Below are 25,678 nucleotides of genomic sequence, written 5' to 3' on the forward strand. Positions count from 1 at the left end.
AATAAACAAATTAATCGGTGTAAAATTAATACTATCAATTTCTGATACAAATCACTGAAATGGAATAAAAATGAATAAAAGTTTTATCACTAACTTATTAGCAGCGTGTTGTGTTGTTATTGGTTTTGTATTTGAACAAACCATTGTACTTTCTGTGGGCTTATTTGCACTCTCCGGTGCAGTTACAAACTTACTCGCTATTCATATGCTGTTTGAAAAAGTGCCGTTTTTATATGGTTCGGGTGTGATTGCACTTAAGTTTGAAAGTTTTAAAGTGGCTATAAGAAACTTAATACTTACGGAGTTCTTTTCTGAGCATAAAATAGACAAGCTTCTAAGCAAGGCTCAACCAACGATAGACTTTGAGTCAGTTATTTATAAGGTGGATTTAAATCCCGCATTCGATAATTTGTTAGTGGTTATTGAGCAATCACAATTTGGTAGCATGCTTGCAATGTTTGGCGGCACTGAAGCCGTTGAGCCAATGCGAGAAAAGTTTATTGAAAAAATGCAATCATCACTGGTGCAAATAAGCGACACCGACGATTTTAAAACACTATTAAGCGATATGTTAACCCAAGGTAATAACGCGGAAAGTTTGCATAATACGGTGCTTAAGTTAGTGGATGAACGCTTAGATGAACTCACCCCTAAAATGGTGAAAGAAATAATTCAAACCATGATCCGCGAACACTTAGGTTGGCTCGTTGTATGGGGTGGGGTGTTTGGTGGCTTATTTGGTTTGTTGGCAGCGCTTATTTAATAATAAATATACGTTAAGCAGGTGCTAAGCCCTGCTTAACGTGTTTGACTCGAGTAAATTAAACGCATTTAAAACCTGTAATATTATTTAGACCCCGCCATAATAACCACAAGCGGTTTGTTTGCTTTTGCTAAATCTCTTATTGACGTACTAGTAGATGCTTCAATATTTAAAAAGCGTGCTGATTTATTTAAATCATACAGCGTTACAAAGTCACCCACTGATAAATCATTACAGAGTAATTTTTTGCTAATTACATGTTTATCTATACGTAGATCTTTCATTGTTCTGAGCAGTGTCAGTCTTTTGTTAGATGCAACGGCCATGCAAGCTTGGGTACCGGGTAATGAATCAGCGGCAACAAAAGTGGCCGCCATTACAGGAGCTGTTAATGTTGCTGCGCCCAATAATACAGTTGAATATAGAGTTGCTTTGAAAGAAATCATAGTATTTGCCTCTTTGTTTATATGCAACTTAAGTATTGCTTAATGTAGCCGGAATGTTGTTAACTGAATGGGGTAAGCTGTAAGAAGATGTGTATAGAAATCGTGCAATTTTGTAGGTGTATGAAAAGTTGTTCATAAGTAACCTGAACTATGGATAATAAATCTATCTCAAGCAGCTATTTTCAGCGCTAACTGCGTTGAATTTACTTGCAATAGGCTCGCTATTGACGCGAAAATTCGCCTTGTTTTCACTGTAAATTTCTGGCTGGAGAAAACAAACCAAATTATTAATATAATTCAATATTTTAGTAAATCTCTTAACCAGAGTTCAGGTTAAGTAATTTATTTTTGACACACTTTAGCGTTTTCCTACTGAAATATTTTTTCAGGCTGTTATTATCGCGCCCTAAATTTGTGGCATTTATATTTTTGGAGCGCAATTGTGAATAAAACGTTAGCAAGTTACTACCAGCAAGCTTATGCGTGTGAGCAACAGCATTTTAACCAATGTTTTTATTGCGGCTGTGAGGCAACAGAGCGCGATCATTGCCCGCCATTGCATATGCTACAAAGTATTATTGATCTAGGTGAAGAAGCTGACTTTGTTGCCATTGCAGCTTGTTATGAATGCCATGCATTACTTCACAATGAGCGATTAATGACCATTGATGAGCGATTTAGCAAACTTAAAAAGAAGTTATCTAATAAGTATGCAAAGCCTTTGCGCGTTTATAACATGTGGGAAGAAAACGAGCTCGCTGACATGAGTGATGAATTTGCTCATAGTATTCAAGCGGGTATGAAACTCGGTAAAGAAGCGGCTGAGCGACTCGCCTTTACGGGCTTTAGTTATGCCACTGAGGAAGCACGTGTCACAGTGCGTGAAAAAACTAAAGAGTTTGATGTTGAAGGCACTGTATTTACCGATTTCAAAGAAGCGCTTAACTATTGCATTACTGTATTGAAAGTACAAAAAAGTGACTTTTATAAAATTTTAGTGGAAGACTATCAAGGTGATTTTAATAAGGCATTGGGTCAATACAGACATCGTCATGATAAAGTTACAGCCGCAAAAGATGGTAATACATTGATTAAAGATTTTTCAAAATTACATAAGCAAAATTCGGATTTTGTAACCCGAACGGTTAAACACTTTATAAGTAAAGATCCATCGCTCACCACCGAAGGAGCTCTGGATAAGCTTTATAACAATTATATAAAAAAATAATTACAGAAATTCACCTTAAATAACCGCCTTTTCACCTGTTTTTTTAGCTTTATGCGTTTGCTTTCGCTAAAGTAGTAAAAAAACAGGAGAACCTAAAAACATGCAAAAATTTGCTCCCTCATTGTTAGCTGTTGGTTTAGCAGCAGCACTTGTTGGTTGCCAAGAAAGCGGCCCACAAGATGACAAAGTAACCATTAATAAAAACCCATACCCAAGTACTTACCAACCGGTAGCGACATCAAGCACGTTAATCACCAATGCGACTGTATTAACAGGGACGGGTGAGCGTTTAGATGAAGCTGATGTATTAATTGTCGACGGTAAAGTGCAGCAAATTGGTAAAGATTTAACCGCTGATGCAGATACCACCATCGACGCACAAGGTAAATGGGTAACACCAGGCATTATTGACGTTCATTCACATTTAGGTGCTTATCCAAATCCATCGGTTGAGTCTCATCAAGATGGTAACGAAATGACCAGTCCAAATACTGCAGAAGTATGGGTTGAGCATTCAATTTGGCCACAAGATCCAGGTTTTAATCGCGCACGTGAAGGCGGTATTACGTCATTACAAATTTTACCGGGTTCGGCTAATTTATTCGGTGGACGTGGCGTTACCCTTAAAAATGTACCGGCTCACACCATGCAAGGAATGAAATTTCCTGATGCGCCATACGGTTTAAAAATGGCATGTGGTGAAAATCCTAAACGTGTTTACGGTCGTAAAGGCGTATTACCGATGACACGTATGGGTAATATGGCAGGATATCGTACAGCTTGGATTGGCGCTCAAGAATATAAGCGTGAGTGGGATAAATACGATGCTGATTACGCTGCGGGTAAAAACCCAGAAGCTCCACATCGTGATATTAAATACGATACATTACGTGGTGTTTTAGAAGGTGAAGTTCGTATTCACAATCACTGCTACAAAGCAGAAGAAATGGCGATGATGATCGACCTTTCTAAAGAGTTTAATTACCATGCCGGCACATTCCACCACGGAATTGAAGCCTATAAAATTGCTGATTTATTAGCTGAAAATGGCTCGTGTGCAGCACTTTGGCCAGACTGGTGGGGCTTTAAAATGGAAGCCTACGATATGGTGCAAGAGAACGTAGCTATTGTTGATGCAGTTAAAAACTCATGTGCTGTTGTGCACTCAGATTCTGATACGACGATTCAACGCTTGAACCAAGAAGCCGCAAAAGTAATGTACAGTGCAAACCAAAATGGGTTTGATATTTCTGAGCAACACGCGATTAAATGGATCACGTCTAACGCCGCTAAATCATTAGGCATTGAAGATAAAACAGGTTCACTTGAAACAGGTAAACAAGCTGATGTTGTTATTTGGAATCAAAGCCCGTTTAGTGTTTATGCAAAAGCAGAGCAAGTGTTTGTTGATGGTGCAAAAGTTTACGATAGAAACGATAGCGCATTCCAAGCACAAAGTGATTTTATGTTAGGTCAACAATAAGGAGCACCCAGAATGAAAAAATTATCACGTTCGTTTTCGCTTTCTCTGGTTGCTGCAGGGCTACTAGCATCGGGTGCCGTGAGCGCAGAGTCACTGGCAATTATTAATGCAACTTTGCATACATCTTCAGATCAAGGTGTATTAGAAGGAGCTAGCATAGTTATGAATGATGGCAAAATCACTGCCATTAACCCTAGCGATTTTAAAGTTGACAAAGTTATTGATGCTCAAGGTCAAATAGTGACTCCAGGTTTTATAGCCAGTGTAAACCAGCTTGGCTTAGTTGAAGTAGGTGCGGTTGCCGGTTCTCGCGATGCAGGAGAAGACAAAGCGGGTATCGATTTTGATGCAAGCTTGGCATTTAATCCTCGTTCAAGCTTAATTGCTTATGCACGTAAAGGCGGTATTACTCGCGATTTGATCACCCCTTACGGTGGTGACAGCATATTTGCAGGCCTTGCAAGTGTTGTTGATTTAAGTGGTAGCTTTGAAAGCGTAAATAAAAAGCAAGCAGCATTAGTGGTTCATTTGGGTGAACGCAGCAAAGGCTCTCGTGCATTTACCTTGCAAACACTTATCAATAAGTTAGATGAGCATCAAACTAAAGCAAGTAAAGACGCTAAAAAAGACGACGCTAAGCCAAGTGCTGAAGACACGGTAATGGCTAAAGTACTAAAAGGCGATATACCATTACTAATTAGTGTGTCGCGTGCATCAGATATTGTTGAACTAATAAAAGTGAAACAGCAGTTTGGCGTAAACATTGTCCTTAATGGCGCTCAAGATGCCGTTGTAGTTAAAGATCGCATCGCTAAAGCAGGCATTCCTGTGATCATTAGTGCAATGGATAACTTACCAGGTAGCTTTGATTCGTTGCATGCGAGCTTGAATAATGCCGGCATACTAGAAAAAGCCGGTGTTAAAGTGCTACTAACTGTGGGTGGTGACGCAAGTCACAATGTTTACCAGCTTCGCTACGATGCCGGTAACGCAGTGTCTTACGGTATGAGCCAACAAGGCGCATTAAAGGCCATGACTTCGAATGTGGCTGATGTATTTGGTATTAACGCGGGTAGCCTAGAAGTAGGTAAAGCCGCTGATGTTGTTATGTGGAGTAACGACCCGTTTGAGCTGAGCAGCCACGTGAATAAAATATTTATCAATGGTGTTGAGGTTAGTACTGAATCTCGCCAAGATAAACTGCGTGAGCGCTATACAACAGAGTCGAACATGCCACGCGCATACACAAAATAAACTTTTAAAGTTGAATTGAAAAGGCCGCATTAGTGGCCTTTTTCTTAGGCACAAAAAAGGCGCTCTGTGAGCGCCTTTTCATTCATTTAATCGATTTATACTAGTTTAGATAAAATCTCGTTAAATGTCGTGCTTGGACGCATTGCTTTGAAGGCTGCATCGTCATTTGGCTGGAAGTAACCGCCAATGTTCATTGCAGGACCCTGTGCATCGTTTAGCTCGTTAACAATTTGCTCTTTGTTGGTTTCAAGGTCGCTAGCAATTTGTGTAAATTGCGCTTTAAGCTCGCTATCTTCATTTTGCTTAGCAAGTTCTTGAGCCCAGAATAAAGATAAGAAGAAATGAGAACCACGGTTATCAATCTCTTTAACTTTGCGTGAAGGTGACTTGTTTTCAGCTAGGAATGTGCCCGTTGCTTTATCAAGCGTATCAGCAAGTACTTGTGCCTTGTTGTTACCCGTTGTTGTGCTTAGGTGTTCAAGTGACGCAGCAAGTGCTAAGAACTCACCTAAAGAATCCCAACGTAAGTGGTTTTCTTTTTCAAACTGTTGAACGTGCTTAGGAGCAGAACCACCGGCACCTGTTTCAAATAAACCACCGCCATTCATCAGTGGCACAATTGAAAGCATTTTAGCACTAGTACCCAATTCTAAAATTGGGAATAAATCTGTTAGGTAATCACGTAATACGTTACCTGTTACAGAAATCGTATCTTTACCTTCTTTGATGCGTGCTAGTGAGAATAAGGTTGCATCCATTGGCGATAAAATTTGAATATCTAGGCCAGCAGTATCATGATCTGGCAAGTATTTGTTCACTTTTTTGATTAGCTCAGCATCGTGTGCACGTTCTGCATCTAACCAGAAAATAGCCGGATTACCAGTTGCGCGAGCGCGGTTTACTGCAAGTTTAACCCAATCTTGAATTGGTGCATCTTTAACCTGACACATACGCCAGATATCGCCTTGCTCAACACTGTGCTCAAGTAGGGTGTTACCGTTTGTGTCAACAACACGAATAGTACCGTCAGCTTTTGCTTCAAATGTTTTGTCATGTGAGCCGTATTCTTCCGCTTTTTGAGCCATAAGGCCAACGTTTGGTACGCTACCCATAGTTGTAGGATCAAAAGCACCGTGCTGTTTACAAAAATCAATCGTTGCTTGGTAAACGCCAGAGTAACAACGATCTGGAATTACAAAGCTTGTGTCTTGTAATTTATCGTTTTTATTCCACATTTGACCGCTTGAACGAATTGCAGCAGGCATAGAAGCATCGATGATCACATCACTTGGTACGTGTAAGTTTGTAATACCACGATGAGAATCAACCATGGCGATAGCAGGGCGGTTAGCGTAAACCGCTTGAATGTCTGCTTCAATTTCTTCGCGCTTAGCGTCATCTAATGTTTGAATTTTAGAGTACACATCGCCTAGACCGTTATTTACATCAACACCTAGCTCTTCAAAAAGTGCACCGTGTTTTGCAAAAACGTCTTTGTAGAATACTTTTACAGCGTGACCAAAGATGATTGGATCAGATACTTTCATCATGGTTGCTTTCATATGAAGCGAAAATAACACGCCTTTTTCTTTAGCTGCATTGATTTCAGCTTCTAGGAATGCTTGTAATTTTGCTGCACTAATACGTGATGCATCAATTACTTCACCAGCAAGTAATGGCGTGCTTTGCTTAAGTACAGTGATATCGCCATTAGCCGCTACGTGTTCGATACGAACATCCGTTGCTTCATCAACAGTTAGTGATTGCTCAGAACCAAAGAAGTCACCTTCTTCCATGCTTGCAACGTATGATTGTGAATCTTTGCTCCACGCGCCCATTGAATGTGGGTTATTACGTGCATACTCTTTCACTGAACCTGGTGCACGACGGTCAGAGTTACCTTCACGAAGTACAGGGTTTACTGCGCTGCCTTTAATTTTATCGTAGGCTGCTTGAATCGCTTTCTCTTCATCGTTTTTAGGTTCAACCGGGTATTCTGGAAGTGCATAACCTTTTTCTTGAAGCTCTTTAATTACAGCGCGAAGTTGTGGAACTGATGCACTAATGTTCGGTAATTTAATGATGTTAGCTTCTGGTGTTTTTGCCATTTCGCCAAGTTCTGCAAGTGCATCACCAATGCGTTGTTCTTCTGTTAGGTAATCCGGGAAGCTCGCAATTACACGACCAGCTAATGAGATGTCGCGTGTTTCAACTTCAACACCTGCCGCATTTGTGTATGCTTGGATAATAGGTAACAACGAATAAGTTGCTAGTGCCGGAGCTTCGTCCGTTTTTGTATAGATAATTTTTGATGTCATCATCATTCCTAGATAGTAGGCCGCATTGGCCAAATTCAACAATGCAAAGAAATCATCGCCTAATACTTTTAAATTAAGCATTAGTACATGCAATGAGTAGTCTGTTAGGTGTTGGTACTCGTATAACCTAAACAAGGTGAGAATAATCACACCTGACGGACTAGTGTCTTTTATAACTAAAATTTATGTAAATACAAACTAGCCATTAGGCTAAAGTAATTACGTTTTACAGGATAAAGAGTGTAACAAGCTTGGCTAAAAAGGGCTAGGATTACACGCCAGACGCCAGCAGTTAAACTTTTAATACTGAAATTATTGGGGTAGATAAAATAAAATCAAGGAGTGGGGTTGAATTAACAAACAATGAGGCAATTTATATTGGAGTGGTTAGGGATTTTTAAGAAATTAAGCGAGGATCTAAACAGGTCACTCGCTTTAGTCTCATAATTACAATCACCCTATAATATCGCCATTAGGCGCTATATTAGTAGCGTGTAGACCTTTAGGGCCCTGTTGTAATTCGAAGGTAACATCTTGACCAGCTTTAAGTGTCTTGTATCCGTCCATTACAATTGTGGAGTAATGAGCAAAAATGTCGTTCTCGCAACCGTCTTCTACGATGAAACCAAAACCTTTGGCGTTGTTGAACCATTTGACTTTACCACAAGCCATACTTCTACATCCTTCTATAAGTTGACTAATTTAGTTATCCTAAACTGTATTGTTTGCTAGACTGACTAAGGTTTAATCAATCACCATTTGACTGTAGTTTATTTAAGCAACCAGTCAAGTGTTTTAGGTTATTTTTTAACATTTTATTTATTTTTTTATTCAAGTTTGCTTGAGTTACAAAGACAAGACTATATTTAATTATGAGTGGTATGAAAGATTCTGGTGTTATCGACACCGTTCGCGATAGTGAAAAGCAAAAGTTGCAGCCACCGCGAAAATATAAAGTTGTATTAAACAACGATGATTACACGCCGATGGATTTTGTAATAGAGATCTTAATGACGTTTTTTAATATGGATAGCGATAGAGCAACTGATGTGATGCTGCAAATACATCAGCAAGGTAAGGGTATATGTGGTGTTTATAGCGCCGATGTAGCACATACCAAGGCTGAGCAAGTTAACCGCTACTCAAGGGATAACGAGCATCCACTGCTATGTAGTTGTGAGCAGGAATAAATACCATAAAGGTGAACTTTCATCTTTGAAGTGCGGTATAAAATTATTATCTCTGTAAGGGGTTGCCAATGCTAAATAAAGACTTAGAACTAACTTTGAACACCGCGTTTCGTGAAGCGCGTACACGTCGTCATGAGTTTATGACCGTAGAGCATCTTTTACTCGCTCTACTCGACAATCCATCAGCTGGAGAAGCGCTCAATGCGTGTGGTGTTGACGTTTCTGGATTAAAAACAGAGTTACTTGAATTTATTGATGAAACCACACCGGTTATTCCCGATTTAGAAGAAGAACGCGAAACTCAACCAACACTTGGCTTTCAGCGTGTATTACAGCGCGCGGTATTTCATGTGCAATCTTCGGGTAAAAATGAGGTGACTGGCGTGAATGTGCTGGTGGCTATTTTTTCTGAACAAGAAAGCCAAGCAGTGTATTTACTTAAAAAGAATGATATTTCTCGACTTGATATTGTTAACTTTATTTCTCATGGAATTGCCAAAGGTGACGACGAATTAGGCGATGACACCGACGACATTCATGAAGAGGTACAAGAAGTAGCAAGTGAGGAAGCGAGCAAGCTCGACAGCTTTACTACAAACCTTAATATACACGCTAAAGAGGGTAACATTGACCCGCTTGTTGGTCGTGACAGCGAAGTAGAGCGCACAGTGCAAGTGCTGTGTCGTCGTAAAAAGAATAACCCATTACTGGTTGGTGAAGCCGGCGTTGGTAAAACAGCCATTGCCGAGGGCTTAGCCTATCGTATTGTTAATGAACAAGTACCTGAAGTTATTGCAGATGCGGTTGTGTACTCTTTAGATATGGGTGCGTTACTTGCCGGTACCAAATACCGAGGCGATTTTGAAAAACGCTTTAAAAGTTTATTAAAAGAGTTACAAGCAAAACCGGGTTCAATTTTATTTATTGATGAAATTCACACCATCATTGGTGCAGGTGCTGCCTCGGGCGGGGTAATGGATGCTTCAAACTTAATTAAGCCGTTACTTTCAAGTGGGCAATTACGCTGCATGGGTTCTACCACTTACGGTGAGTATAAAAATATTTTTGAAAAAGATCGCGCCTTAGTTCGCCGTTTTCAAAAAATTGATGTGCTTGAACCTAGCGTTGAAGATACCACCAAAATTCTTAACGGTTTAAAAGAACGTTACGAAGCACACCATGGTATTCGTTACACGCAAAAAGCGTTAAAAGCAGCCGCCGAGCTAAGTGCAAAGTATATTAATGAACGTCACTTACCTGATAAAGCGATTGATGTTATTGATGAAGCGGGCGCAAGCCAACGTTTACTGCCTACGTCTAAGCGTAAAAAAACCATTGGTGTATCTGATATTGAGATGATTGTGTCAAAAATGGCGCGCATTCCACCACAAAATGTGTCGTCTTCTGATAAAGAAACGCTGAAAAACTTAGACCGTAATTTAAAAATGTTGGTGTTTGGACAAGATCAATCCATTGATGCATTAACTTCTGCTATTCGCTTATCGCGCTCAGGTTTAGCAAACGAGAACAAACCGGTTGGTTCGTTCTTATTTGCAGGCCCAACAGGGGTAGGTAAAACAGAGGTTACCAAGCAATTAGCTAAATGTATGGGTGTTGAGTTTATTCGTTTTGATATGTCTGAATACGTTGAGCGCCATGCGGTGAGCCGTTTAATTGGTGCGCCTCCGGGTTATGTAGGTTTTGAACAAGGCGGCTTATTAACAGAAGCGGTGATCAAAAACCCACATGCAGTGGTATTGCTGGATGAAATTGAAAAAGCGCATCCTGATATCTACAACATTTTATTACAAGTTATGGATCACGGTACGCTAACAGATAATAACGGCCGAAAAGCTGACTTTAGAAACGTAGTAGTGGTGATGACCACCAATGCCGGCGTGCAAGAAACCACGCGTAAGTCGATTGGTTTTAGTGAGCAAGATCACACACACGATGCAATGGGTGAAATTAACAAAGTATTTTCACCTGAATTTAGAAACCGCTTAGATAATATTATTTGGTTTAATCACCTCGAGAAAGAGGTTATTTTGCAAGTGGTTGATAAATTTGTTGTTGAGTTACAAGCGCAACTGGATAAGAAGTCAGTTAACCTTGAGCTTACCTCAAAAGCACGTGAGTGGTTGGCTGACAAAGGCTATGACAAAGCAATGGGCGCACGTCCTATGGCACGTGTTATTCAAGAAGATCTTAAAAAGCAATTGGCTAACGAAATACTGTTTGGTGAGCTAATTTCTGGCGGTACGGTAAAAGTATCGGTTAAAGATAAAAAGCTGCGTTTTGATTACGAGAGTGACTTAACGCCAGCCTAACCTAAAAAAGTTAGCAATTTAAAAAGCCTGCTTTATGCAGGCTTTTTTTATTTGCCAAAGAAATAGGCAACAAAAAACCCAGCAAAGGCTGGGTTTTTTGTTTATTAAATGTAATTACTGGCTACTACCATTAATTACATTTAATAAACGCTTAAAGCTAGTTTTCACTAGCCAAAAACTAAATCTCGTTTACGCACTTACTTAGCGAGCACGGAATACGATACGACCTTTCGATAAATCGTAAGGAGTCATTTCTACCGTTACTTTATCGCCGGTTAAAATACGGATATAGTTTTTGCGCATTTTACCTGAAATATGAGCCACAACTACGTGACCATTTTCTAGCTCAACTCGGAACATTGTATTTGGTAAAGTATCAAGGACTGTCCCTTGCATTTCGATTACGTCTTCTTTCGCCATGTTTAGCGTAACACCTCTTTAATAGTTAAACGCTGCAGATTTTGCCCAAAATACGGCAATAAGTAAAGGCGCAGGGGCTATTTTTGTAAATTAAATAGCCACCCACTGGTCATTGAGCTGTTTTTGGGCGGGTAAAAACTGGGCTTTATACTTCATTTTGTCGCATTCATCTATTTGATAGCCTAAATAAACAAACTGTTTGTGTTGCTGTTTAGCAAATTTAAGCTGCTGTAATATCATTACAGTCCCTAAACTAAAGTGTTCGTAGTCAGGGTCAAAAAATGTATAAATAGCCGAAATAGCGTTGTCCATACAATCAGTTACAGCAACGGCCACCAAGTTTTCTTGATCCCAAAGCTCTATAAAGGTGATGGTTAACCAGCTACAAAACAAAAAGCTTTGAAATTGTGATTTATCAGGTGGATACATAGAGCCGTCTTGGTGGCGCAAGCTAATATATTTACTGTAAAGTGGATAGTATTGTTCGCGTTCAACCTGTGAATATTTTACCTCAAAGCGTTTTTTTGCTTTGTTAAGTTTACGTTTTTGCGATTTTGTCGGCATAAACTCATCAGCTAAAACGCGCACAGAACTACACGCGCTGCAAATAGGGCAGTGCGGACGGTAAATTTGGTTACCACTGCGACGAAAGCCTAATCCTAATAACGACTCAAACTTGTTGCTGCTATAACAACTTGGGTCGAGTATCACCAGCAGTTGCTCTTGGCGATCAGGTAAATAACTGCATTCAAACAGTTGGCTTAGGCCTATACGAGCTGGAAGTTGTTCATTCATATATCGCGATTAGCTCCTGTGGCTGCCACATGCTGGCAGCTGGGGTGTAACACTGTGCTTTATTAAGTTTAGTTAAAAATTCTTCACGTGGAATCACGCTGGCACCTAACGACATTAAATAAGGATTCTCTAATTGGCAATCAATAAAATGCGCATCATGGCGCTTAAGCCAATTAACCAGCGCCCACATCGCCAGTTTGGAGCAATTTGTTTGATGATGAAACATTGATTCACCACAAAAAACGCCAGTTTGCATAATCCCATATAAGCCGCCTACAAGCTCTCCCTCACGCCATACCTCTAAACTATGAGCTAAGCCATTGTAATGCGCTTTTATGTACGCCTGTTGCATTTGCGGGGTGATCCAAGTGCCATCGGTATCAAGGCGTTGATCGCGGCACGCTTCTATCACTTCTTCAAAGGCATGGTTAATAGTTACGGTGACCGGGTGCTTTTTTAAATGTTTTCGCAAGCTTTTACTAACATGAAAGTCATCAAGCTCAACAATACCGCGTTCACTGGGTGACCACCACATAATTGGCTCGTGCTCACTAAACCACGGAAAAATACCAGATAAATAAGCATTTTTTAACCGCGTTAACGATAAACATCCACCAATGGCAAGCAAACCATCTGGATCATCTAATGCATGGTTGGGATCAGGAAAAGCAAAGTGGCTTTGAGCGAGTTGATAAAGTTGTTTAGTCATAACACCGATTGAATAACTGCATGGTCAAGACAAAGTGTAACCTGTTGCTTTAAAATCACAAACCACAAATTATTGTGTTCTCTATAGGGTTGAGCAGGGCTTACATTGCTGTTAGGTAAATTTTAGGCATAAAAAAAGCGCGTTAAAAAACGCGCTTAATTAAATGGTAAACTAATCGAATTAGCTAACCACTTTTACTGGTACAGCTTCACCTGCGTTGAACTTAGTTGTCATTGCTTCTTCAACAGGTGTAAACGATGTAAGGTCAATACCTTCAACCGCAGACTTATACTCTTCCATAGTCGGGAAACGACCAAGAACAGAAGATAGAACTACAACTGGCGTAGAACCTAGTAGTGATTCACCTTTTTTCTCAGATGTATCGGCTACTACACGGCCTTGGAACAGACGTGTTGATGTTGCAATAACAGTATCACCAGGTTCTGCTTTTTCTTGGTTACCCATACATAGGTTACAACCAGGACGTTCTAGGTATAAGATATTTTCATACTTAGTACGTGCAGCCGTTTTTGGTTTTGCATCGTCAAATTCAAAACCTGCGTATTTAGCAAGAATATCCCAATCGCCTTCCGCTTTAAGCTCATCAACAATGTTGTATGTTGGTGGCGCAACAACTAATGGCGCATTGAATGAGATAGAACCGTTTTTCTTCTCAAGGTTACGTAGCATGTGAGCAATAATTTTCATATCGCCTTTGTGAACCATACACGAACCAACAAAACCTAAATCAACAGGCTTGTCGTTGTAAAAAGAAACAGGGCGGATCACATCGTGAGTATAACGCTTAGAAACATCATCGTTATTTACGTCTGGATCGGCAATCATTGGTTCAACGATTTGGTCCAAATCAACTACAACTTCTGCGTGGTATTTAGCGTTGTCGTCTGGAGAAAGTGCTGGCTCTTCACCAGATTGAATACCTGCAATACGCTTGTCGGCTAAGTCGATTAGACCTTGTAGCGTTTGTGCTTCGTTTTCCATACCTTTGTTGATCATGATTTGGATACGTGACTTAGCAAGTTCAATTGACTTAATTAACGTTTCATCATTTGAAATACAGATTGACGCTTTCGCTTTCATTTCTGCAGTCCAGTCAGTGAAAGTAAACGCTTGGTCAGCCATTAGGGTACCAATATGAACTTCAATGATACGACCTTGGAACACGTTTTCGCCACCAAATTGCTTAAGCATTTGCGCTTGTGTTGCATGTACAACATCGCGGAAATCCATGTGCTTAGCCATTTTACCTTTAAACGTTACTTTAACTGAATCAGGAATTGGCATCGCTGATTCACCGGTTGCAAGTGCAACAGCAACAGTACCTGAATCGGCACCAAAGGCAACACCTTTAGACATACGTGTATGCGAGTCACCACCAATGATGATAGCGCGATCATCAATTGTAATGTCGTTCAATACTTTGTGAATAACGTCAGTCATTGCATGGTAAACGCCTTTCGGGTCACGTGCAGTGATCAAACCAAACTTATTCATAAACGCCATTAGTTTAGGAATGTTTGCTTGTGCTTTGCTATCCCATACTGATGCTGTATGACAACCAGACTGATAGGCACCATCAACAAGAGGTGAAATCGTTGAAGCAGCCATTGCTTCTAATTCTTGTGCTGTCATTGGACCGGTTGTATCTTGCGAACCAACGATGTTCACTTTAACGCGAACGTTTGAGCCTGCGTGAAGTGGCGTATCTGATAGTACACCTACCGCATTACGGTTAAAGATTTTTTCAACCGCTGTTAAGCCTTGGCCTTCGTGTGAGATTTCTTTTGAAGGTGCATAAACAAGCGGCGTTTCAATGCCAAGAGTTTCAGCAGCAAACGTTTGTAGTTTTTTACCGAATACAACAGCGTAAGAACCACCGGCTCTCATGAATTCAACTTTTTGCGGTGTGAACGCTGATGAAATATCAACAAGCTCTTTATCGCCGTTATAAAGCTTTTTCTCTTTAGTATTGATTGTTAATACAGTACCCGTAGCAACAGAGTAGGCTTCTTCAAGCACTGCATCACCATTTGCATCAGTTACTGTATTGCCGTCTGCATCTACTTTTTTAACCCAGTTTTTAAGGTCAAGACCAATACCGCCAGTTACATCAACCGTTGTTAAGAAGATTGGCGCAATACCATTTGTACCTGCAACAACAGGTGCAATGTTGATGAAAGGAACGTATGGGCTTGCTTGTTTACCAGCCCAAAGTGCTACGTTATTCACACCAGACATACGTGATGAACCAACGCCCATGGTGCCTTTTTCAGCAATAAGCATTACTTTAGCGTAAGGGTGTTTCTTTTGGAGAGCAACAATTTCTTGTTGTGCTTCTTCAGTGATCATGCACTTACCGTGTAATTCACGGTCAGCACGTGAGTGTGCTTGGTTACCTGGAGACAGTAAATCAGTTGAGATGTCGCCTTCACCAGCAATGTAAGTTACTACTTCGATTTTTTCTTCGATGTCAGGTAGTTTTGTGAAGAATTCAGCTTTTGAGAAGCTCTCTAGTAATTCTTTAGCAATTGCATTACCTGCTTCGTAGGCCGCTTTTAAGCGTTCCATATCTGCATCGTATAAGAATACCTGAGTTTTCAATACTTCTGCAGCCTGCGCTGCGATTTTTGCGTCATCAGCAAAGGCTAAATCAATTAGCATTTCAATTGATGGGCCGCCTTTCATGTGTGAAAGTAGTTCGAATGCAAACTCTGGAGTGATCTCTGCAACGTGCTCTTCACCTAAAATGATTTCTTTTAGAAACTGTGCTTTAACGCCCGCAGCACTGGTTGTTCCAGGTAAAGTATTAAAAATAAAGAAATGCAGTGAATCTTTACGGTGCTCGTTATTAGTATCTTTAATTTGATTAATTATTTCTGATACTAGTTCAGCGCTATCGATTGGTTGTGGGCTTAATCCAAGCTCCGTTTTACGGGTTTGGATTTCTTCCATATATTTTGTATACAAACTCATAGAAAACTCTCGGTAATTTACTTGATATGAAGTTAAGCATTTTAACTGATTTTACAGTTTCTAGTAATGCCTAAATGAATAAAGCTTTTATTCCTGACGATAATTATAGCTAGTTTTACTTATATAATTTGACGGTATTTGTTGCTCACCCTTAGATCCTATCGTACCTGAGTCATTAATTGTATAAATAAGACTAATTTTAACTATAAATATAGTGAATATTGGTGCGAGTGCAATTATCTCGGGCGTAATGTTTGGGCACAAAAAAGGGCTGAAAATTCAGCCCCAAAAGTATGCTATGTATGCTTATAGGTTATCTAAAAAGCGTTCTGCATCAAGTGCAGCCATACAGCCAGTACCCGCAGAAGTAATCGCTTGACGGTAAATATGATCAGACACATCACCGGCAGCAAATACGCCTGGCACACTTGTTTGAGTTGCATTACCGTTAAGACCAGATTCAACCACTAGGTAGCCGTCTTTCATTTCTAGCTGACCTTCAAACATATCGGTGTTTGGCTTATGGCCAATGGCAATAAATACACCCGCTAAATCAAGTTCTTCAGTAGCATCTGATGCCACATCTTTGATACGAACGCCGGTCACACCCATTTGGTCACCAAGCACTTCATCAAGTGTACGGTTGTAGTGCATTACAACGTTACCGTTTGCTGCTTTTTCAGCAAGGCGGTCTGCAAGAATTTTTTCACTACGGAAACTATCACGACGGTGGATAACATGAACTTCATCAGCAATGTTAGACAGGTATAACGCTTCTTCAACAGCCGTGTTACCACCACCAACAACCGCTACTTTTTGGCCTTTATAGAAAAACCCGTCACAGGTTGCACAAGCAGAAACACCACGACCTTGGAAATTAGTCTCAGACTCTAAGCCTAAATATTTCGCAGAGGCACCGGTTGCAATAATTAAAGCATCACATGTGTAAGTACCTTGGTCACCAGTTAGTGTGAAAGGGCGCTTAGATACGTCAACTTTGTTGATGTGGTCGAACACAATTTCAGTTTCAAAGCGTTCTGCATGCTCTTTCATACGATCCATTAATGCAGGGCCGGTTAAACCGTGTGCATCGCCAGGCCAGTTTTCAACTTCAGTAGTGGTTGTTAGCTGGCCACCTTGTTGAATACCTGTAATTAAAACAGGGTTTAAATTAGCACGTGCAGCGTAAACTGCGGCTGTGTAGCCAGCAGGGCCCGAACCTAAAATAAGTAACTTACAATGTTTTGCTTCAGTCATGATCTTTTCCTAAACGTTTAATACGGTTTTAATGCGCCCGATTCTAAGAAAAACAAGCAGGAAGTAAATAAAAGATGAGATTATTTTTTTTCGCAAATTCCGAAGCTGTTCATTAATGTGTACTAGCAAATGACTTACAAGCAGTGCTCGACTAATAAATAGACTGTTAGCCAATAAAACGACGTTAATTCATGACCAGCCTGATTTTTTTTGTTATCTTTTAACTAATTTTGATTTGTCACTGCTTAATTATGTGACCTAAGTGAATAGGCAACTATGTTATTTTGGCAAGAGAAACCCGCATTTGGGTTGACTTCAAAAGACGTTAACGTCTTAACCAATGCGCAAGGATACCGTACGCAATTGTTAGATTTAATTGCCAACGCAAAAAAACGAATTTATATCACCACACTTTACTTACAAGATGATGAAGCGGGTCGTGAAATCTTAGCCGCACTACACAGTGCATCGTTAGCTAACCCTTCGCTTGAAATTAAAGTACTGGTTGATTTTCATCGCGCGCAACGCGGTTTAATTGGCGCAGAAAAGTCAGAGGGCAATGCAAGTTTATATTGCGATAGCTTAGAGAAGTTTAATTCAAACGTTCAAGTGTATGGTGTCCCTGTAAAAGCCAAAGAACTGTTTGGGGTGTTGCATTTAAAAGGCTTTGTTATTGACGACACACTACTATATAGCGGTGCCAGTTTAAACAATGTGTATTTGCAATATAGCGACCGATACCGACTTGATCGCTACTTTTTAGTTTCGCAAAGCGAGTTATGTGACTCAGTAGTCGACTTTATCGAATCAACCTTATTGAGCTCTGAAGCAGTTCCAAGAATTGATCAACGACCGCTTAAACGCATGGCTGACTTTAAACTTGAACAAAAGCAACTTATGCGTGAGCTTAAATCGGCAAGCTATAAAAGTGCGCAGAACTTGAATACTCATGCAATGGGCATTCGTTTGTTCTTGGGTTTAGGCCGTCGTAATAACGAACTTAATCGCTTAATCAAAGCGCTGTTTGACACTACCGAGCAAGAGTTGGTGTTATACACGCCGTATTTTAATTTCCCGGCTCCTTTAATGCGCTCTTTGCGTCGCTTATTAAAGCAAGGTAAACAAGTCACTATTGTGGTGGGCGATAAAACCGCAAACGATTTTTACCTGCCACCTAGCGAGCCGTTTAGTAAAATTGGTGCATTACCGTATTTATACGAAACTATTTTGCATAAATTTGTAAAATCGCAAAAACGCCACATAGATAATGGCAACTTAAACGTTTACCTGTGGAAACACGAGAGTAACTCGTTTCATTTAAAAGGGATTTGTTGTGACCGTAAAGTGCATTTACTTAGCGGGCATAATTTAAATCCGCGTGCATGGGGGCTAGATATCGAAAATGGTATTCTGATAGAAGACCCTGAGCAAACGATAATGCGCGATATTGATAATGAACGCCAAGAAATTTTAAAACATTGTCGTCGTTTAACCGGTCCAGATGATTTAGAAACCATGAGCGATTACCCGCAGCCAGTTAAAAAACTGCTTGGTCAAGCTAAGCGTGTAAAAGTCGACTTTATTATTAAACGATTTATATAGCATTAGGGTCTGTTGACCACAGACCCTAAAATGTAGATACAAAAAAAGCAGCTAATTAGCTGCTTTTTTAATGCTTATACCTAATGATGACTTATAGGTATAAACGGTAACAATAATAGTTACGCGTTTTCTACTGCAGTGCGTGGGTCAACATATTCCATGTTGAACGCTTCAGCTACTTCTTTGTAAGTTACTTGGCCTTTAAGTACGTTTAAGCCTTTTAAGAAGTGAGCGTCATCTAGTAGTGCCTTTTTGTAACCTTTGTTTGCAAGGTTAATGATAAACGGTAATGTTGCATTGTTAAGTGCAAACGTAGATGTACGTGGAACAGCACCTGGCATGTTAGCAACACAGTAGTGAACAACTTCATCAACGATGAAAGTAGGATCAGCGTGCGTAGTTGCTTTAGACGTAGCAATACAACCACCTTGGTCGATTGCAACGTCAACAATTGCAGCGCCAGGCTTCATTGCTTTAATGTGTTCAGCAGTTACTAGTTTAGGTGCAGCAGCACCTGGGATAAGTACACCACCAATTACTAGGTCAGCTTCAAGTACGTGCTTCTCAAGCGCGTCAGCTGTTGAGTAAATAGCTTTAACTTTGTTACCAAACTGTGCGTCTAGTGCACGTAATACGTCGATGTTGCGGTCAAGTACTACAACCTCAGCACCTAGGCCAACGGCCATTTGTGCAGCGCTACGACCAACCATGCCGCCGCCAATAACAACTACTTTAGCTGGCTCAACACCTGGTACACCACCTAGTAACATACCACGACCGTGGTTAGCTTTTTCTAGCGCTTGTGCACCTGCTTGAATAGACATACGACCAGCAACTTCACTCATTGGCGCTAAAAGTGGTAAACCACCGCGTGAATCAGTTACTGTTTCATACGCAATACAGATTGCTTTACTTTTAACAAGGTCTTCAGTTTGTGGAAGGTCCGGTGCAAGGTGAAGGTAAGTGAAAAGAATTTGGTCTTCACGTAACATTGCACGCTCAACAGCTTGAGGCTCTTTTACCTTGATGATCATTTCTGCTTTTGCAAAAACGTCAGCAGCTGTTTCTAAAATTTCAGCGCCTGCTTGAACATAATCATCATTTGTAAAACCAATGCCCATACCAGCATTCGTTTCAACAATCACTTGGTGGCCGTGATTTACAAGTTCGCGAACACTCGCAGGAACCATACCTACACGGTACTCGTGGTTTTTAATTTCTTTAGGTACACCAATAATCATAATTTTGCCTTGTTAGAACGGGATAAAAATTTTCCACTATTATATTCATGCCAGGGTAGTGTGTCTCACCTTTTTTTAAGCCCTTTGTAGTGTTAGTATCTGTAAAATTAATTTTATTAGAATAAAAAACTAAAAAGCCATGCATAACTTATTAGACCGTATTGATCGCAAAATTTTAGTCGAATTACAACTTGATGGCCGCCTGTCAAATGTTGAACTGGCCCGACGAGTTGGCCTAAGCGCCACGCCCTGTCTAGAGCGAGTGAAAAAGCTAGAGCGAGAAGGGTATATTTTAGGCTATAAAGCAGTGGTTGATCCTGCCAAGCTTGGTCAAGGGCTTTCTGTGTATGTGGAAGTAACCATTACCAAAACATCGCCCGACGTGTTTGAAGAGTTCAGTGCTGCTGTTAGAAAACACGAAGAAATTATAGAATGTCATTTGGTTTCGGGTAATTTCGACTTTTTATTAAAAACCCGGGTTAACGATATGTCAGAATACCGAGGCGTACTCGGTGATATATTATTAAAGCTGCCCAATGTGAGTGAAAGTCGTACCTACGTAGTGATGGAAGAAGTAAAAGGTGAAGAAGGCGTTGTTATTCGTCCTTTTGTTGCTTAATGATAAAGTAACAGCCTTTAATATACTTTTATTGTTGCAGCCAACTTTGCTTTTTTAATGAGTGTACGACTAAATAATAAAAACTTGTTCATAATCAGGCCATCATGGTTAAGATAAAGTGCATCAAAATACATTTCCTGCTAAGGTATTCTATTGCCAAGTGAGTGTAAAAAATAATAATGAGGGATAGGTAATTATGCGCCTAAACGGTGTACAAAGACTATTAGAAACGGGGCTGATCGTCAGCACCTTTGCAGCGGTATTTATTTTATGTGCTTTAATTAGTTTTCATCCTGCCGATCCTGCTTGGTCGCAAACGGGTGAGTTTACCAATGTACAAAATATCACAGGTACGGCGGGCGCGTGGGTGGCCGACATTTTACTTCTTACCTTTGGTTGGCTTGCCTATCTTGTGCCAGCGGCTATTCAGCTGCTTGGCTATTTAGTGTTTAAGCAGCCACACCGTATTTTGCAACTCGATTACACCACACTTGGATTACGTATTATTGGCTTTGCGCTGTTTATTACCTCAGCCACCGCTATCAGCAGTATTAATTTTGACGATATTTATAATTTTTCATCCGGTGGGGTAGTGGGCGATGTGATTGCATCGGCGATGATGCCTGCGTTTAATTTTACCGGTACCTCTATTTTACTGCTGTGTTTCTTTTTTGCAGGATTAACCCTATTAACGGGTGTGTCGTGGGTACAATTTGTTGATTACTTGGGTGATTTAATTGTTAGGTTATACCGCTTTTTGGTTACCTATGCTCGCGGTTGGATGCAACGCGAACGCATTGCAGGTAAAGTTCAAGACGAGCAACCCGATGCCTATTTTGAAGACGACACACGCCAACAAGAACCTGAGCTTGCTAATAAAACAGCAGACAAACCAAAAGCACTCGACAAACCAACAACTAAAGTAAACGCGCCGCAAGACGACGAGTTTATGCCGTTTGACGAGCTTGACCAAATACTCGATCAAGAAATTAGCTTTAGCGCCATAGACGATGAACCTATGGACACAGAAGCAGCACTTAATGCGCTGGATCAAAGCCCAGTGGTTGAACCTGAAAAACCTGTCACAACGGTGGTTTCACCAGCAAGGCCAATTAACAAGCCTAAATCAGGGTTTCAACCGCCGCCAACTGCTAAAGAAAAGTTTGAGCAATTATTAGAGCAAGAGCCACCACCGGGGCCATTGCCATCACTTGATTTACTCGACAGACCCGACAAAGCAAAAAACCCAATTTCGCAAGAAGAGCTCGATAGCGTATCGCGCCTTGTAGAAACAAAACTACTCGATTTTAACGTACAAGCTACCGTGGTTGGAGTTTATCCAGGGCCTGTTGTTACCCGTTTTGAGCTTGATTTAGCACCGGGTATTAAGGTGTCTAAAATTACTGGGCTGTCAAAAGATTTAGCGCGCTCGCTATCGGCAATTAGTGTGCGCGTGGTTGAAGTTATTCCGGGTAAAACCTATATCGGTATTGAGCTGCCTAATAAATACCGTGAAATTGTACGTTTGTCAGAAGTGATAAACGCACCTAAGTTTGAGCAAAACCCATCGCCGTTAACCATGGTGCTAGGTAAAGACATTGCAGGGCAACCTGTGTGTGCCGACTTAGGTAAAATGCCACATTTATTAGTGGCCGGTACAACGGGTTCAGGTAAGTCAGTGGGCGTTAATGTAATGATATTAAGCTTACTGTATAAATCGGGCCCTGAAGATGTTCGTATGATCATGATTGACCCGAAAATGCTTGAGCTTTCAGTATACGAAGGCATTCCGCATTTATTATGTGAGGTTGTGACCGACATGAAAGAAGCGGCCAACGCACTGCGCTGGTGTGTGGGTGAAATGGAACGTCGTTATAAGCTGATGTCGGCTTTAGGTGTGCGTAACTTAAAAGGGTACAACCAAAAAGTAATGGAAGCCAAAGAAGCGGGCTACCCAATAATGGATCCATTATTTAAAGACACCGATGGCATGAAAGAGGGCCCAGATGAGCTAGATAAGTTACCTAGCATTGTGGTGGTTATTGACGAATTTGCCGACATGATGATGATTGTTGGTAAAAAAGTTGAAGAATTAATTGCTCGTATTGCGCAAAAAGCGCGTGCTGCGGGTATTCATTTAATTTTAGCAACGCAGCGTCCGTCGGTTGATGTAATAACCGGTTTAATTAAAGCGAATATACCTACACGTATGGCGTTTCAGGTATCAAGTAAAATAGATTCGCGCACCATACTTGATCAACAAGGCGCAGAAAACTTATTAGGCATGGGTGACATGCTTTATTTACCGCCAGGCACCAGTGTGCCAGAGCGTGTGCATGGCGCGTTTGTAGACGACCATGAAGTACATGCCGTGGTAAACGATTGGAAAGCCCGTGCTAAACCAAATTACATAGACGAAATTTTAAATGGTGATGCCACTGAAGATATTTTATTACCAGGGGAAGCCAGCGAGAATGGCGATGAAGAGTCAGATCCGTTATACGACGAAGCGGTCGCCTTTGTAATAGAAACCGGTAAAGTATCGGTATCATCAGTGCAACGTAAATTACGTGTAGGCTATAACCGTGCTGCACGTTTAGTAGAACAAATGGAAACATCAGGTATCGTGAGTGCACCAGGACATAACGGCGCTCGCGATGTATTAGTACCTAATGGAGCAAATTAATGAAAAAATTAAGTAGTTTATTATTGGTATTGGGCAGTTTAGTTGCTATGCCAAGTTTTGCTGACGACAGCCAAGCATTACAAGATAAGTTATCGACCTTAAAAAGCTTTAAAGCACAATTTAAACAAAACGTAACCGACGGTGAAGGCCAACTGGTAATGCAAGGCCAAGGCAATATTGCGCTGCAACAGCCATTGATGATTCGCTGGCAGCAAACTAACCCAGACGACACGTTATTTGTGTCAAACGGCGATAAAACCTATTACTTTGATAGCTTTGCTGAGCAAGTAACCATCATGAAAACCAGCGGTTTAATTGACTCTACACCGTTTATATTGCTCACCTCTAAAGACCCTGCGCAATGGGAAAAATACAGCGTGCTTGCCACCGATTTAGGCTTTAGCATTACCCCAAATAAAGGCGTAGAAAGCCAAGTAGAGCAGCTTGATATTACTTTTGCTGATAACGAGCAAGGGCTTGCAAAACTGGTAGTTAAAGATAACTCAGGCCAGCTATCTGCGTTTACATTTAGCAATGCACAGGTTAATACTGAGCTTGATAAAACAACTTTTGAATTTACCCCGCCAGCGGGTGTAGAAATAGACGATCAGAGTAACGGTGAGTAATTTAGGTTTTAACTTTGGGCCCGATGTACGCCCACTCGCTGCGCGTATGCGCCCTTTATCGCTTAACGATTACATAGGGCAACAGCATTTACTAAGTAGCGACAAGCCGCTGCATCAAGCTATTGTTGCAGGGCGTTGCCATAGTTTAATTTTATGGGGCCCGCCGGGGGTAGGTAAAACTACGCTAGCGCAAATTATTGCCAACCATGCCGACGCTGAACTAATTCAAATGTCGGCAGTAACCGCTGGGGTGAAAGATATACGCGATAGCGTAACCCAAGCGCGCGATAACTTACAAAGCCGCGGCCAGCGTACTCTAATGTTTGTTGACGAAGTGCATCGCTTTAATAAATCTCAGCAAGATGCGTTTTTACCGCATATTGAAGATGGCACTTTTATATTTGTAGGCGCGACCACCGAAAACCCCTCGTTTGCGCTTAATAATGCGATCTTGTCTCGTGCAAGGGTGTATGTTTTAAAATCCTTGCAGGAAAGCGATTTATACACGGTAATAGAGCGTGCACTTAAACAAGATGAGCAATTAAGCCAAAAACACATCGTGATTGCAGATAACGCCAAACAGGCGCTATGCCAAGCAAGTGGTGGCGATGCTCGTAAAGTGCTTAATTTACTCGAGCAAGCAGTCGATTTAACCACTGAGCAAAACGGCCAATTTCATGTTGACGAACAGGTACTCAGCCAAGTACTGCCCACGCATTTAGCCAAATACGATAAAGGCGGCGATGAATTTTACGATTTAATTTCGGCGTTTCATAAATCAGTTCGAGGCAGTTCACCCGATGGTGCGCTTTATTGGTACTGCCGTATTTTAGCCGGTGGCGGCGACCCGCTGTATGTTGCAAGGCGCTTATTAGCGATTGCCACCGAAGACATTGGCAATGCCGATCCGCGGGCTATGGAAGTGGCTTTAAACGCATGGGATATTTTTCAGCGTGTTGGCCCCAGTGAAGGCGAGCGTGCAATTGCACAGGCCACCTTATATTTAGCCAGCGCACCAAAAAGTAATGCGGTTTATATGGCGTTTAACCAAGCTAAAGACGATGCTAAAAATCAGCCAAGCTATCCAGTGCCAGAGCATTTACGCAATGCCCCCACCAATCTAATGAAAGACTTAGGGTATGGCGCAGAGTATCGTTACGCGCATAACGAAGAGGGTGCATTTGCTGCTGGCGAAAAATACCTACCGCCAGAAATGGATGGCAAACAATACTACCAGCCAAGTGATCGTGGACTTGAGCAAAAAATTAAACAAAAGCTCGATTATTTAAAAGAGCGCGACGCGCAAAGCCCAGTAAAACGTTATGAGCATGATTAAACTTTACATGATGATAGCCCTTGGCGGAGCGTCAGGAGCCTGTTTACGGTTTTTTATTAGCGAAACCATGCTAAAACTGCTTGGTAGGGGATTCCCTTTTGGTACGTTGACGGTTAATATTCTGGGTTCATTGTTGATGGGCATTTTGTACGGTTTAATCGATAAGCAGGTTATTGCCGTTAGTCCCGCTAAAACCCTCATCGGAATTGGCTTTTTAGGTGCGTTAACCACCTTTTCAACATTCTCAATGGATTCGTTGTTGTTATTACAACAAGGTCACTTTATTAAAATGGCCCTCAATATCATCTTAAACGTGATGGTGTGTATTTTTATGGCTTGGCTGGGCCTTCAGCTAGTAATGCAAAAAGGTTAAAAAACTAA

At 41.0% G+C, this 25,678-nt stretch carries 21 protein-coding genes; 12 read left to right on the plus strand and 9 right to left on the minus strand.

Annotated features, from left to right (window positions below):
* Positions 1-70: 70 nt before the first annotated feature.
* On the plus strand, positions 71-763 hold the full coding sequence (locus P3J6_RS11135) for a DUF445 domain-containing protein (protein ID WP_178955826.1): 693 nt from the start codon (positions 71-73) through the stop codon (positions 761-763).
* 83 nt (positions 764-846) lie between these two features.
* Here P3J6_RS11135 and P3J6_RS11140 read toward each other — a convergent pair whose 3' ends face one another.
* The gene (locus P3J6_RS11140; protein ID WP_198523040.1) at positions 847-1,209 is read right to left on the minus strand and encodes a DUF3718 domain-containing protein; all 363 of its coding nucleotides are present in this window, start codon (positions 1,207-1,209) and stop codon (positions 847-849) included.
* A 442-nt stretch (positions 1,210-1,651) separates the two neighbouring features.
* Between P3J6_RS11140 and P3J6_RS11145 the strand changes: the two genes are divergently transcribed.
* The 3 genes from P3J6_RS11145 to P3J6_RS11155 all read left to right on the plus strand — a co-directional run bounded on the left by P3J6_RS11145 (position 1,652) and on the right by P3J6_RS11155 (position 5,174).
* The gene (locus P3J6_RS11145) at positions 1,652-2,437 is read left to right on the plus strand and encodes a hypothetical protein (RefSeq protein ID WP_198523041.1); all 786 of its coding nucleotides are present in this window, start codon (positions 1,652-1,654) and stop codon (positions 2,435-2,437) included.
* Positions 2,438-2,537: 100 nt separating this feature from the next.
* On the plus strand, positions 2,538-3,920 hold the full coding sequence (locus P3J6_RS11150; RefSeq protein ID WP_178955832.1) for an amidohydrolase: 1,383 nt from the start codon (positions 2,538-2,540) through the stop codon (positions 3,918-3,920).
* A 12-nt stretch (positions 3,921-3,932) separates the two neighbouring features.
* Positions 3,933-5,174: an amidohydrolase family protein gene (locus P3J6_RS11155; protein ID WP_198523042.1), complete on the plus strand. Its 1,242-nt coding sequence runs from the start codon at positions 3,933-3,935 to the stop codon at positions 5,172-5,174.
* A 95-nt stretch (positions 5,175-5,269) separates the two neighbouring features.
* Here the strand turns inward: P3J6_RS11155 and P3J6_RS11160 are convergent, their stop codons facing one another.
* Both P3J6_RS11160 and cspD read right to left on the minus strand, forming a co-directional pair.
* Positions 5,270-7,492, minus strand: a complete 2,223-nt coding sequence (locus tag P3J6_RS11160) for an NADP-dependent isocitrate dehydrogenase (protein ID WP_198523799.1) — start codon at positions 7,490-7,492, stop codon at positions 5,270-5,272.
* A 453-nt stretch (positions 7,493-7,945) separates the two neighbouring features.
* Positions 7,946-8,164 carry a cold shock domain-containing protein CspD gene (gene cspD, locus P3J6_RS11165; RefSeq protein ID WP_138604913.1) on the minus strand — a complete coding sequence of 73 codons (219 nt, stop codon included), beginning with the start codon at positions 8,162-8,164 and terminating at the stop codon, positions 7,946-7,948.
* Between the two features lie 209 nt (positions 8,165-8,373).
* Between cspD and clpS the strand changes: the two genes are divergently transcribed.
* Both clpS and clpA read left to right on the plus strand, forming a co-directional pair.
* Positions 8,374-8,682 (plus strand): ATP-dependent Clp protease adapter ClpS, encoded by a 309-nt coding sequence (gene clpS, locus P3J6_RS11170; protein WP_008110102.1) that lies wholly within the window; start codon positions 8,374-8,376, stop codon positions 8,680-8,682.
* A gap of 68 nt (positions 8,683-8,750) precedes the next feature.
* Entirely contained in the window at positions 8,751-11,012 is a 2,262-nt protein-coding gene (gene clpA / locus P3J6_RS11175; protein WP_198523043.1) for an ATP-dependent Clp protease ATP-binding subunit ClpA, read from the plus strand.
* A gap of 201 nt (positions 11,013-11,213) precedes the next feature.
* Here the strand turns inward: clpA and infA are convergent, their stop codons facing one another.
* From infA to trxB, 5 genes are all read right to left on the minus strand, one after another.
* Positions 11,214-11,432 (minus strand): translation initiation factor IF-1, encoded by a 219-nt coding sequence (gene infA, locus P3J6_RS11180; RefSeq protein WP_002962494.1) that lies wholly within the window; start codon positions 11,430-11,432, stop codon positions 11,214-11,216.
* 90 nt (positions 11,433-11,522) lie between these two features.
* Positions 11,523-12,227 (minus strand): arginyltransferase, encoded by a 705-nt coding sequence (locus P3J6_RS11185; protein ID WP_198523044.1) that lies wholly within the window; start codon positions 12,225-12,227, stop codon positions 11,523-11,525.
* Entirely contained in the window at positions 12,220-12,936 is a 717-nt protein-coding gene (gene aat / locus P3J6_RS11190; protein WP_198523045.1) for a leucyl/phenylalanyl-tRNA--protein transferase, read from the minus strand. Before aat ends, P3J6_RS11185 begins: the two co-directional genes overlap by 8 nt.
* Positions 12,937-13,116: 180 nt before the next feature.
* Positions 13,117-15,930, minus strand: a complete 2,814-nt coding sequence (locus tag P3J6_RS11195) for a bifunctional aconitate hydratase 2/2-methylisocitrate dehydratase (RefSeq protein ID WP_198523046.1) — start codon at positions 15,928-15,930, stop codon at positions 13,117-13,119.
* 306 nt (positions 15,931-16,236) lie between these two features.
* Positions 16,237-17,187, minus strand: coding sequence for a thioredoxin-disulfide reductase (gene trxB / locus P3J6_RS11200; protein WP_008110078.1), 951 nt, complete (start codon positions 17,185-17,187; stop codon positions 16,237-16,239).
* A gap of 276 nt (positions 17,188-17,463) precedes the next feature.
* Here trxB and pssA point away from each other — a divergent pair, with 276 nt between their 5' ends.
* Positions 17,464-18,789, plus strand: coding sequence for a CDP-diacylglycerol--serine O-phosphatidyltransferase (gene pssA / locus P3J6_RS11205; RefSeq protein WP_198523047.1), 1,326 nt, complete (start codon positions 17,464-17,466; stop codon positions 18,787-18,789).
* Positions 18,790-18,908: 119 nt separating this feature from the next.
* On the opposite strand, the gene ald is transcribed toward pssA, so the two are convergent.
* Positions 18,909-20,030, minus strand: coding sequence for an alanine dehydrogenase (ald, locus tag P3J6_RS11210; protein ID WP_054200757.1), 1,122 nt, complete (start codon positions 20,028-20,030; stop codon positions 18,909-18,911).
* A gap of 139 nt (positions 20,031-20,169) precedes the next feature.
* On the opposite strand from ald, the gene lrp reads away from it, so the two are divergent.
* The 5 genes from lrp (at position 20,170) to crcB (ending at position 25,670) form a co-directional block, all read left to right on the plus strand.
* Positions 20,170-20,649 carry a leucine-responsive transcriptional regulator Lrp gene (gene lrp / locus P3J6_RS11215; protein WP_008110073.1) on the plus strand — a complete coding sequence of 160 codons (480 nt, stop codon included), beginning with the start codon at positions 20,170-20,172 and terminating at the stop codon, positions 20,647-20,649.
* Between the two features lie 196 nt (positions 20,650-20,845).
* A complete protein-coding gene (locus P3J6_RS11220) occupies positions 20,846-23,335 on the plus strand; it encodes a DNA translocase FtsK (RefSeq protein ID WP_198523048.1) in 2,490 nt (829 codons plus the stop codon).
* The gene (gene lolA, locus P3J6_RS11225) at positions 23,335-23,961 is read left to right on the plus strand and encodes an outer membrane lipoprotein chaperone LolA (protein ID WP_055011834.1); all 627 of its coding nucleotides are present in this window, start codon (positions 23,335-23,337) and stop codon (positions 23,959-23,961) included. Before P3J6_RS11220 ends, lolA begins: the two co-directional genes overlap by 1 nt.
* Complete coding sequence (locus P3J6_RS11230) at positions 23,954-25,297, plus strand: replication-associated recombination protein A (RefSeq protein ID WP_138604907.1); 1,344 nt, start codon at positions 23,954-23,956, stop codon at positions 25,295-25,297. The genes lolA and P3J6_RS11230 overlap by 8 nt, the downstream gene beginning before the upstream one ends.
* Positions 25,290-25,670 carry a fluoride efflux transporter CrcB gene (crcB, locus tag P3J6_RS11235; protein ID WP_010389726.1) on the plus strand — a complete coding sequence of 127 codons (381 nt, stop codon included), beginning with the start codon at positions 25,290-25,292 and terminating at the stop codon, positions 25,668-25,670. Before P3J6_RS11230 ends, crcB begins: the two co-directional genes overlap by 8 nt.
* The last annotated feature ends 8 nt before the right edge of the window (positions 25,671-25,678 follow it).

Origin of the sequence: Pseudoalteromonas sp. 3J6, from assembly GCF_903995135.1 — a bacterium.
In the GTDB taxonomy this organism is placed as follows: Bacteria; Pseudomonadota; Gammaproteobacteria; order Enterobacterales; family Alteromonadaceae; genus Pseudoalteromonas.

Excerpts from the sequence above, each read along its gene's own strand:
- P3J6_RS11135 (WP_178955826.1), top strand. The coding sequence starts at position 71 with ATGAATAAAAGTTTTATCACTAACTTATTAGCAGCGTGTTGTGTTGTT.
- P3J6_RS11140 (WP_198523040.1), bottom strand. The coding sequence starts at position 1,209 with ATGATTTCTTTCAAAGCAACTCTATATTCAACTGTATTATTGGGCGCA.
- P3J6_RS11150 (WP_178955832.1), top strand. The coding sequence starts at position 2,538 with ATGCAAAAATTTGCTCCCTCATTGTTAGCTGTTGGTTTAGCAGCAGCA.
- P3J6_RS11155 (WP_198523042.1), top strand. The coding sequence starts at position 3,933 with ATGAAAAAATTATCACGTTCGTTTTCGCTTTCTCTGGTTGCTGCAGGG.
- P3J6_RS11160 (WP_198523799.1), bottom strand. The coding sequence starts at position 7,492 with ATGACATCAAAAATTATCTATACAAAAACGGACGAAGCTCCGGCACTA.
- cspD (WP_138604913.1), bottom strand. The coding sequence starts at position 8,164 with ATGGCTTGTGGTAAAGTCAAATGGTTCAACAACGCCAAAGGTTTTGGT.
- clpS (WP_008110102.1), top strand. The coding sequence starts at position 8,374 with ATGAAAGATTCTGGTGTTATCGACACCGTTCGCGATAGTGAAAAGCAA.
- clpA (WP_198523043.1), top strand. The coding sequence starts at position 8,751 with ATGCTAAATAAAGACTTAGAACTAACTTTGAACACCGCGTTTCGTGAA.
- infA (WP_002962494.1), bottom strand. The coding sequence starts at position 11,432 with ATGGCGAAAGAAGACGTAATCGAAATGCAAGGGACAGTCCTTGATACT.
- P3J6_RS11185 (WP_198523044.1), bottom strand. The coding sequence starts at position 12,227 with ATGAATGAACAACTTCCAGCTCGTATAGGCCTAAGCCAACTGTTTGAA.
- aat (WP_198523045.1), bottom strand. The coding sequence starts at position 12,936 with ATGACTAAACAACTTTATCAACTCGCTCAAAGCCACTTTGCTTTTCCT.
- P3J6_RS11195 (WP_198523046.1), bottom strand. The coding sequence starts at position 15,930 with ATGAGTTTGTATACAAAATATATGGAAGAAATCCAAACCCGTAAAACG.
- trxB (WP_008110078.1), bottom strand. The coding sequence starts at position 17,187 with ATGACTGAAGCAAAACATTGTAAGTTACTTATTTTAGGTTCGGGCCCT.
- pssA (WP_198523047.1), top strand. The coding sequence starts at position 17,464 with ATGTTATTTTGGCAAGAGAAACCCGCATTTGGGTTGACTTCAAAAGAC.
- ald (WP_054200757.1), bottom strand. The coding sequence starts at position 20,030 with ATGATTATTGGTGTACCTAAAGAAATTAAAAACCACGAGTACCGTGTA.
- lrp (WP_008110073.1), top strand. The coding sequence starts at position 20,170 with ATGCATAACTTATTAGACCGTATTGATCGCAAAATTTTAGTCGAATTA.
- P3J6_RS11220 (WP_198523048.1), top strand. The coding sequence starts at position 20,846 with ATGCGCCTAAACGGTGTACAAAGACTATTAGAAACGGGGCTGATCGTC.
- lolA (WP_055011834.1), top strand. The coding sequence starts at position 23,335 with ATGAAAAAATTAAGTAGTTTATTATTGGTATTGGGCAGTTTAGTTGCT.
- crcB (WP_010389726.1), top strand. The coding sequence starts at position 25,290 with ATGATTAAACTTTACATGATGATAGCCCTTGGCGGAGCGTCAGGAGCC.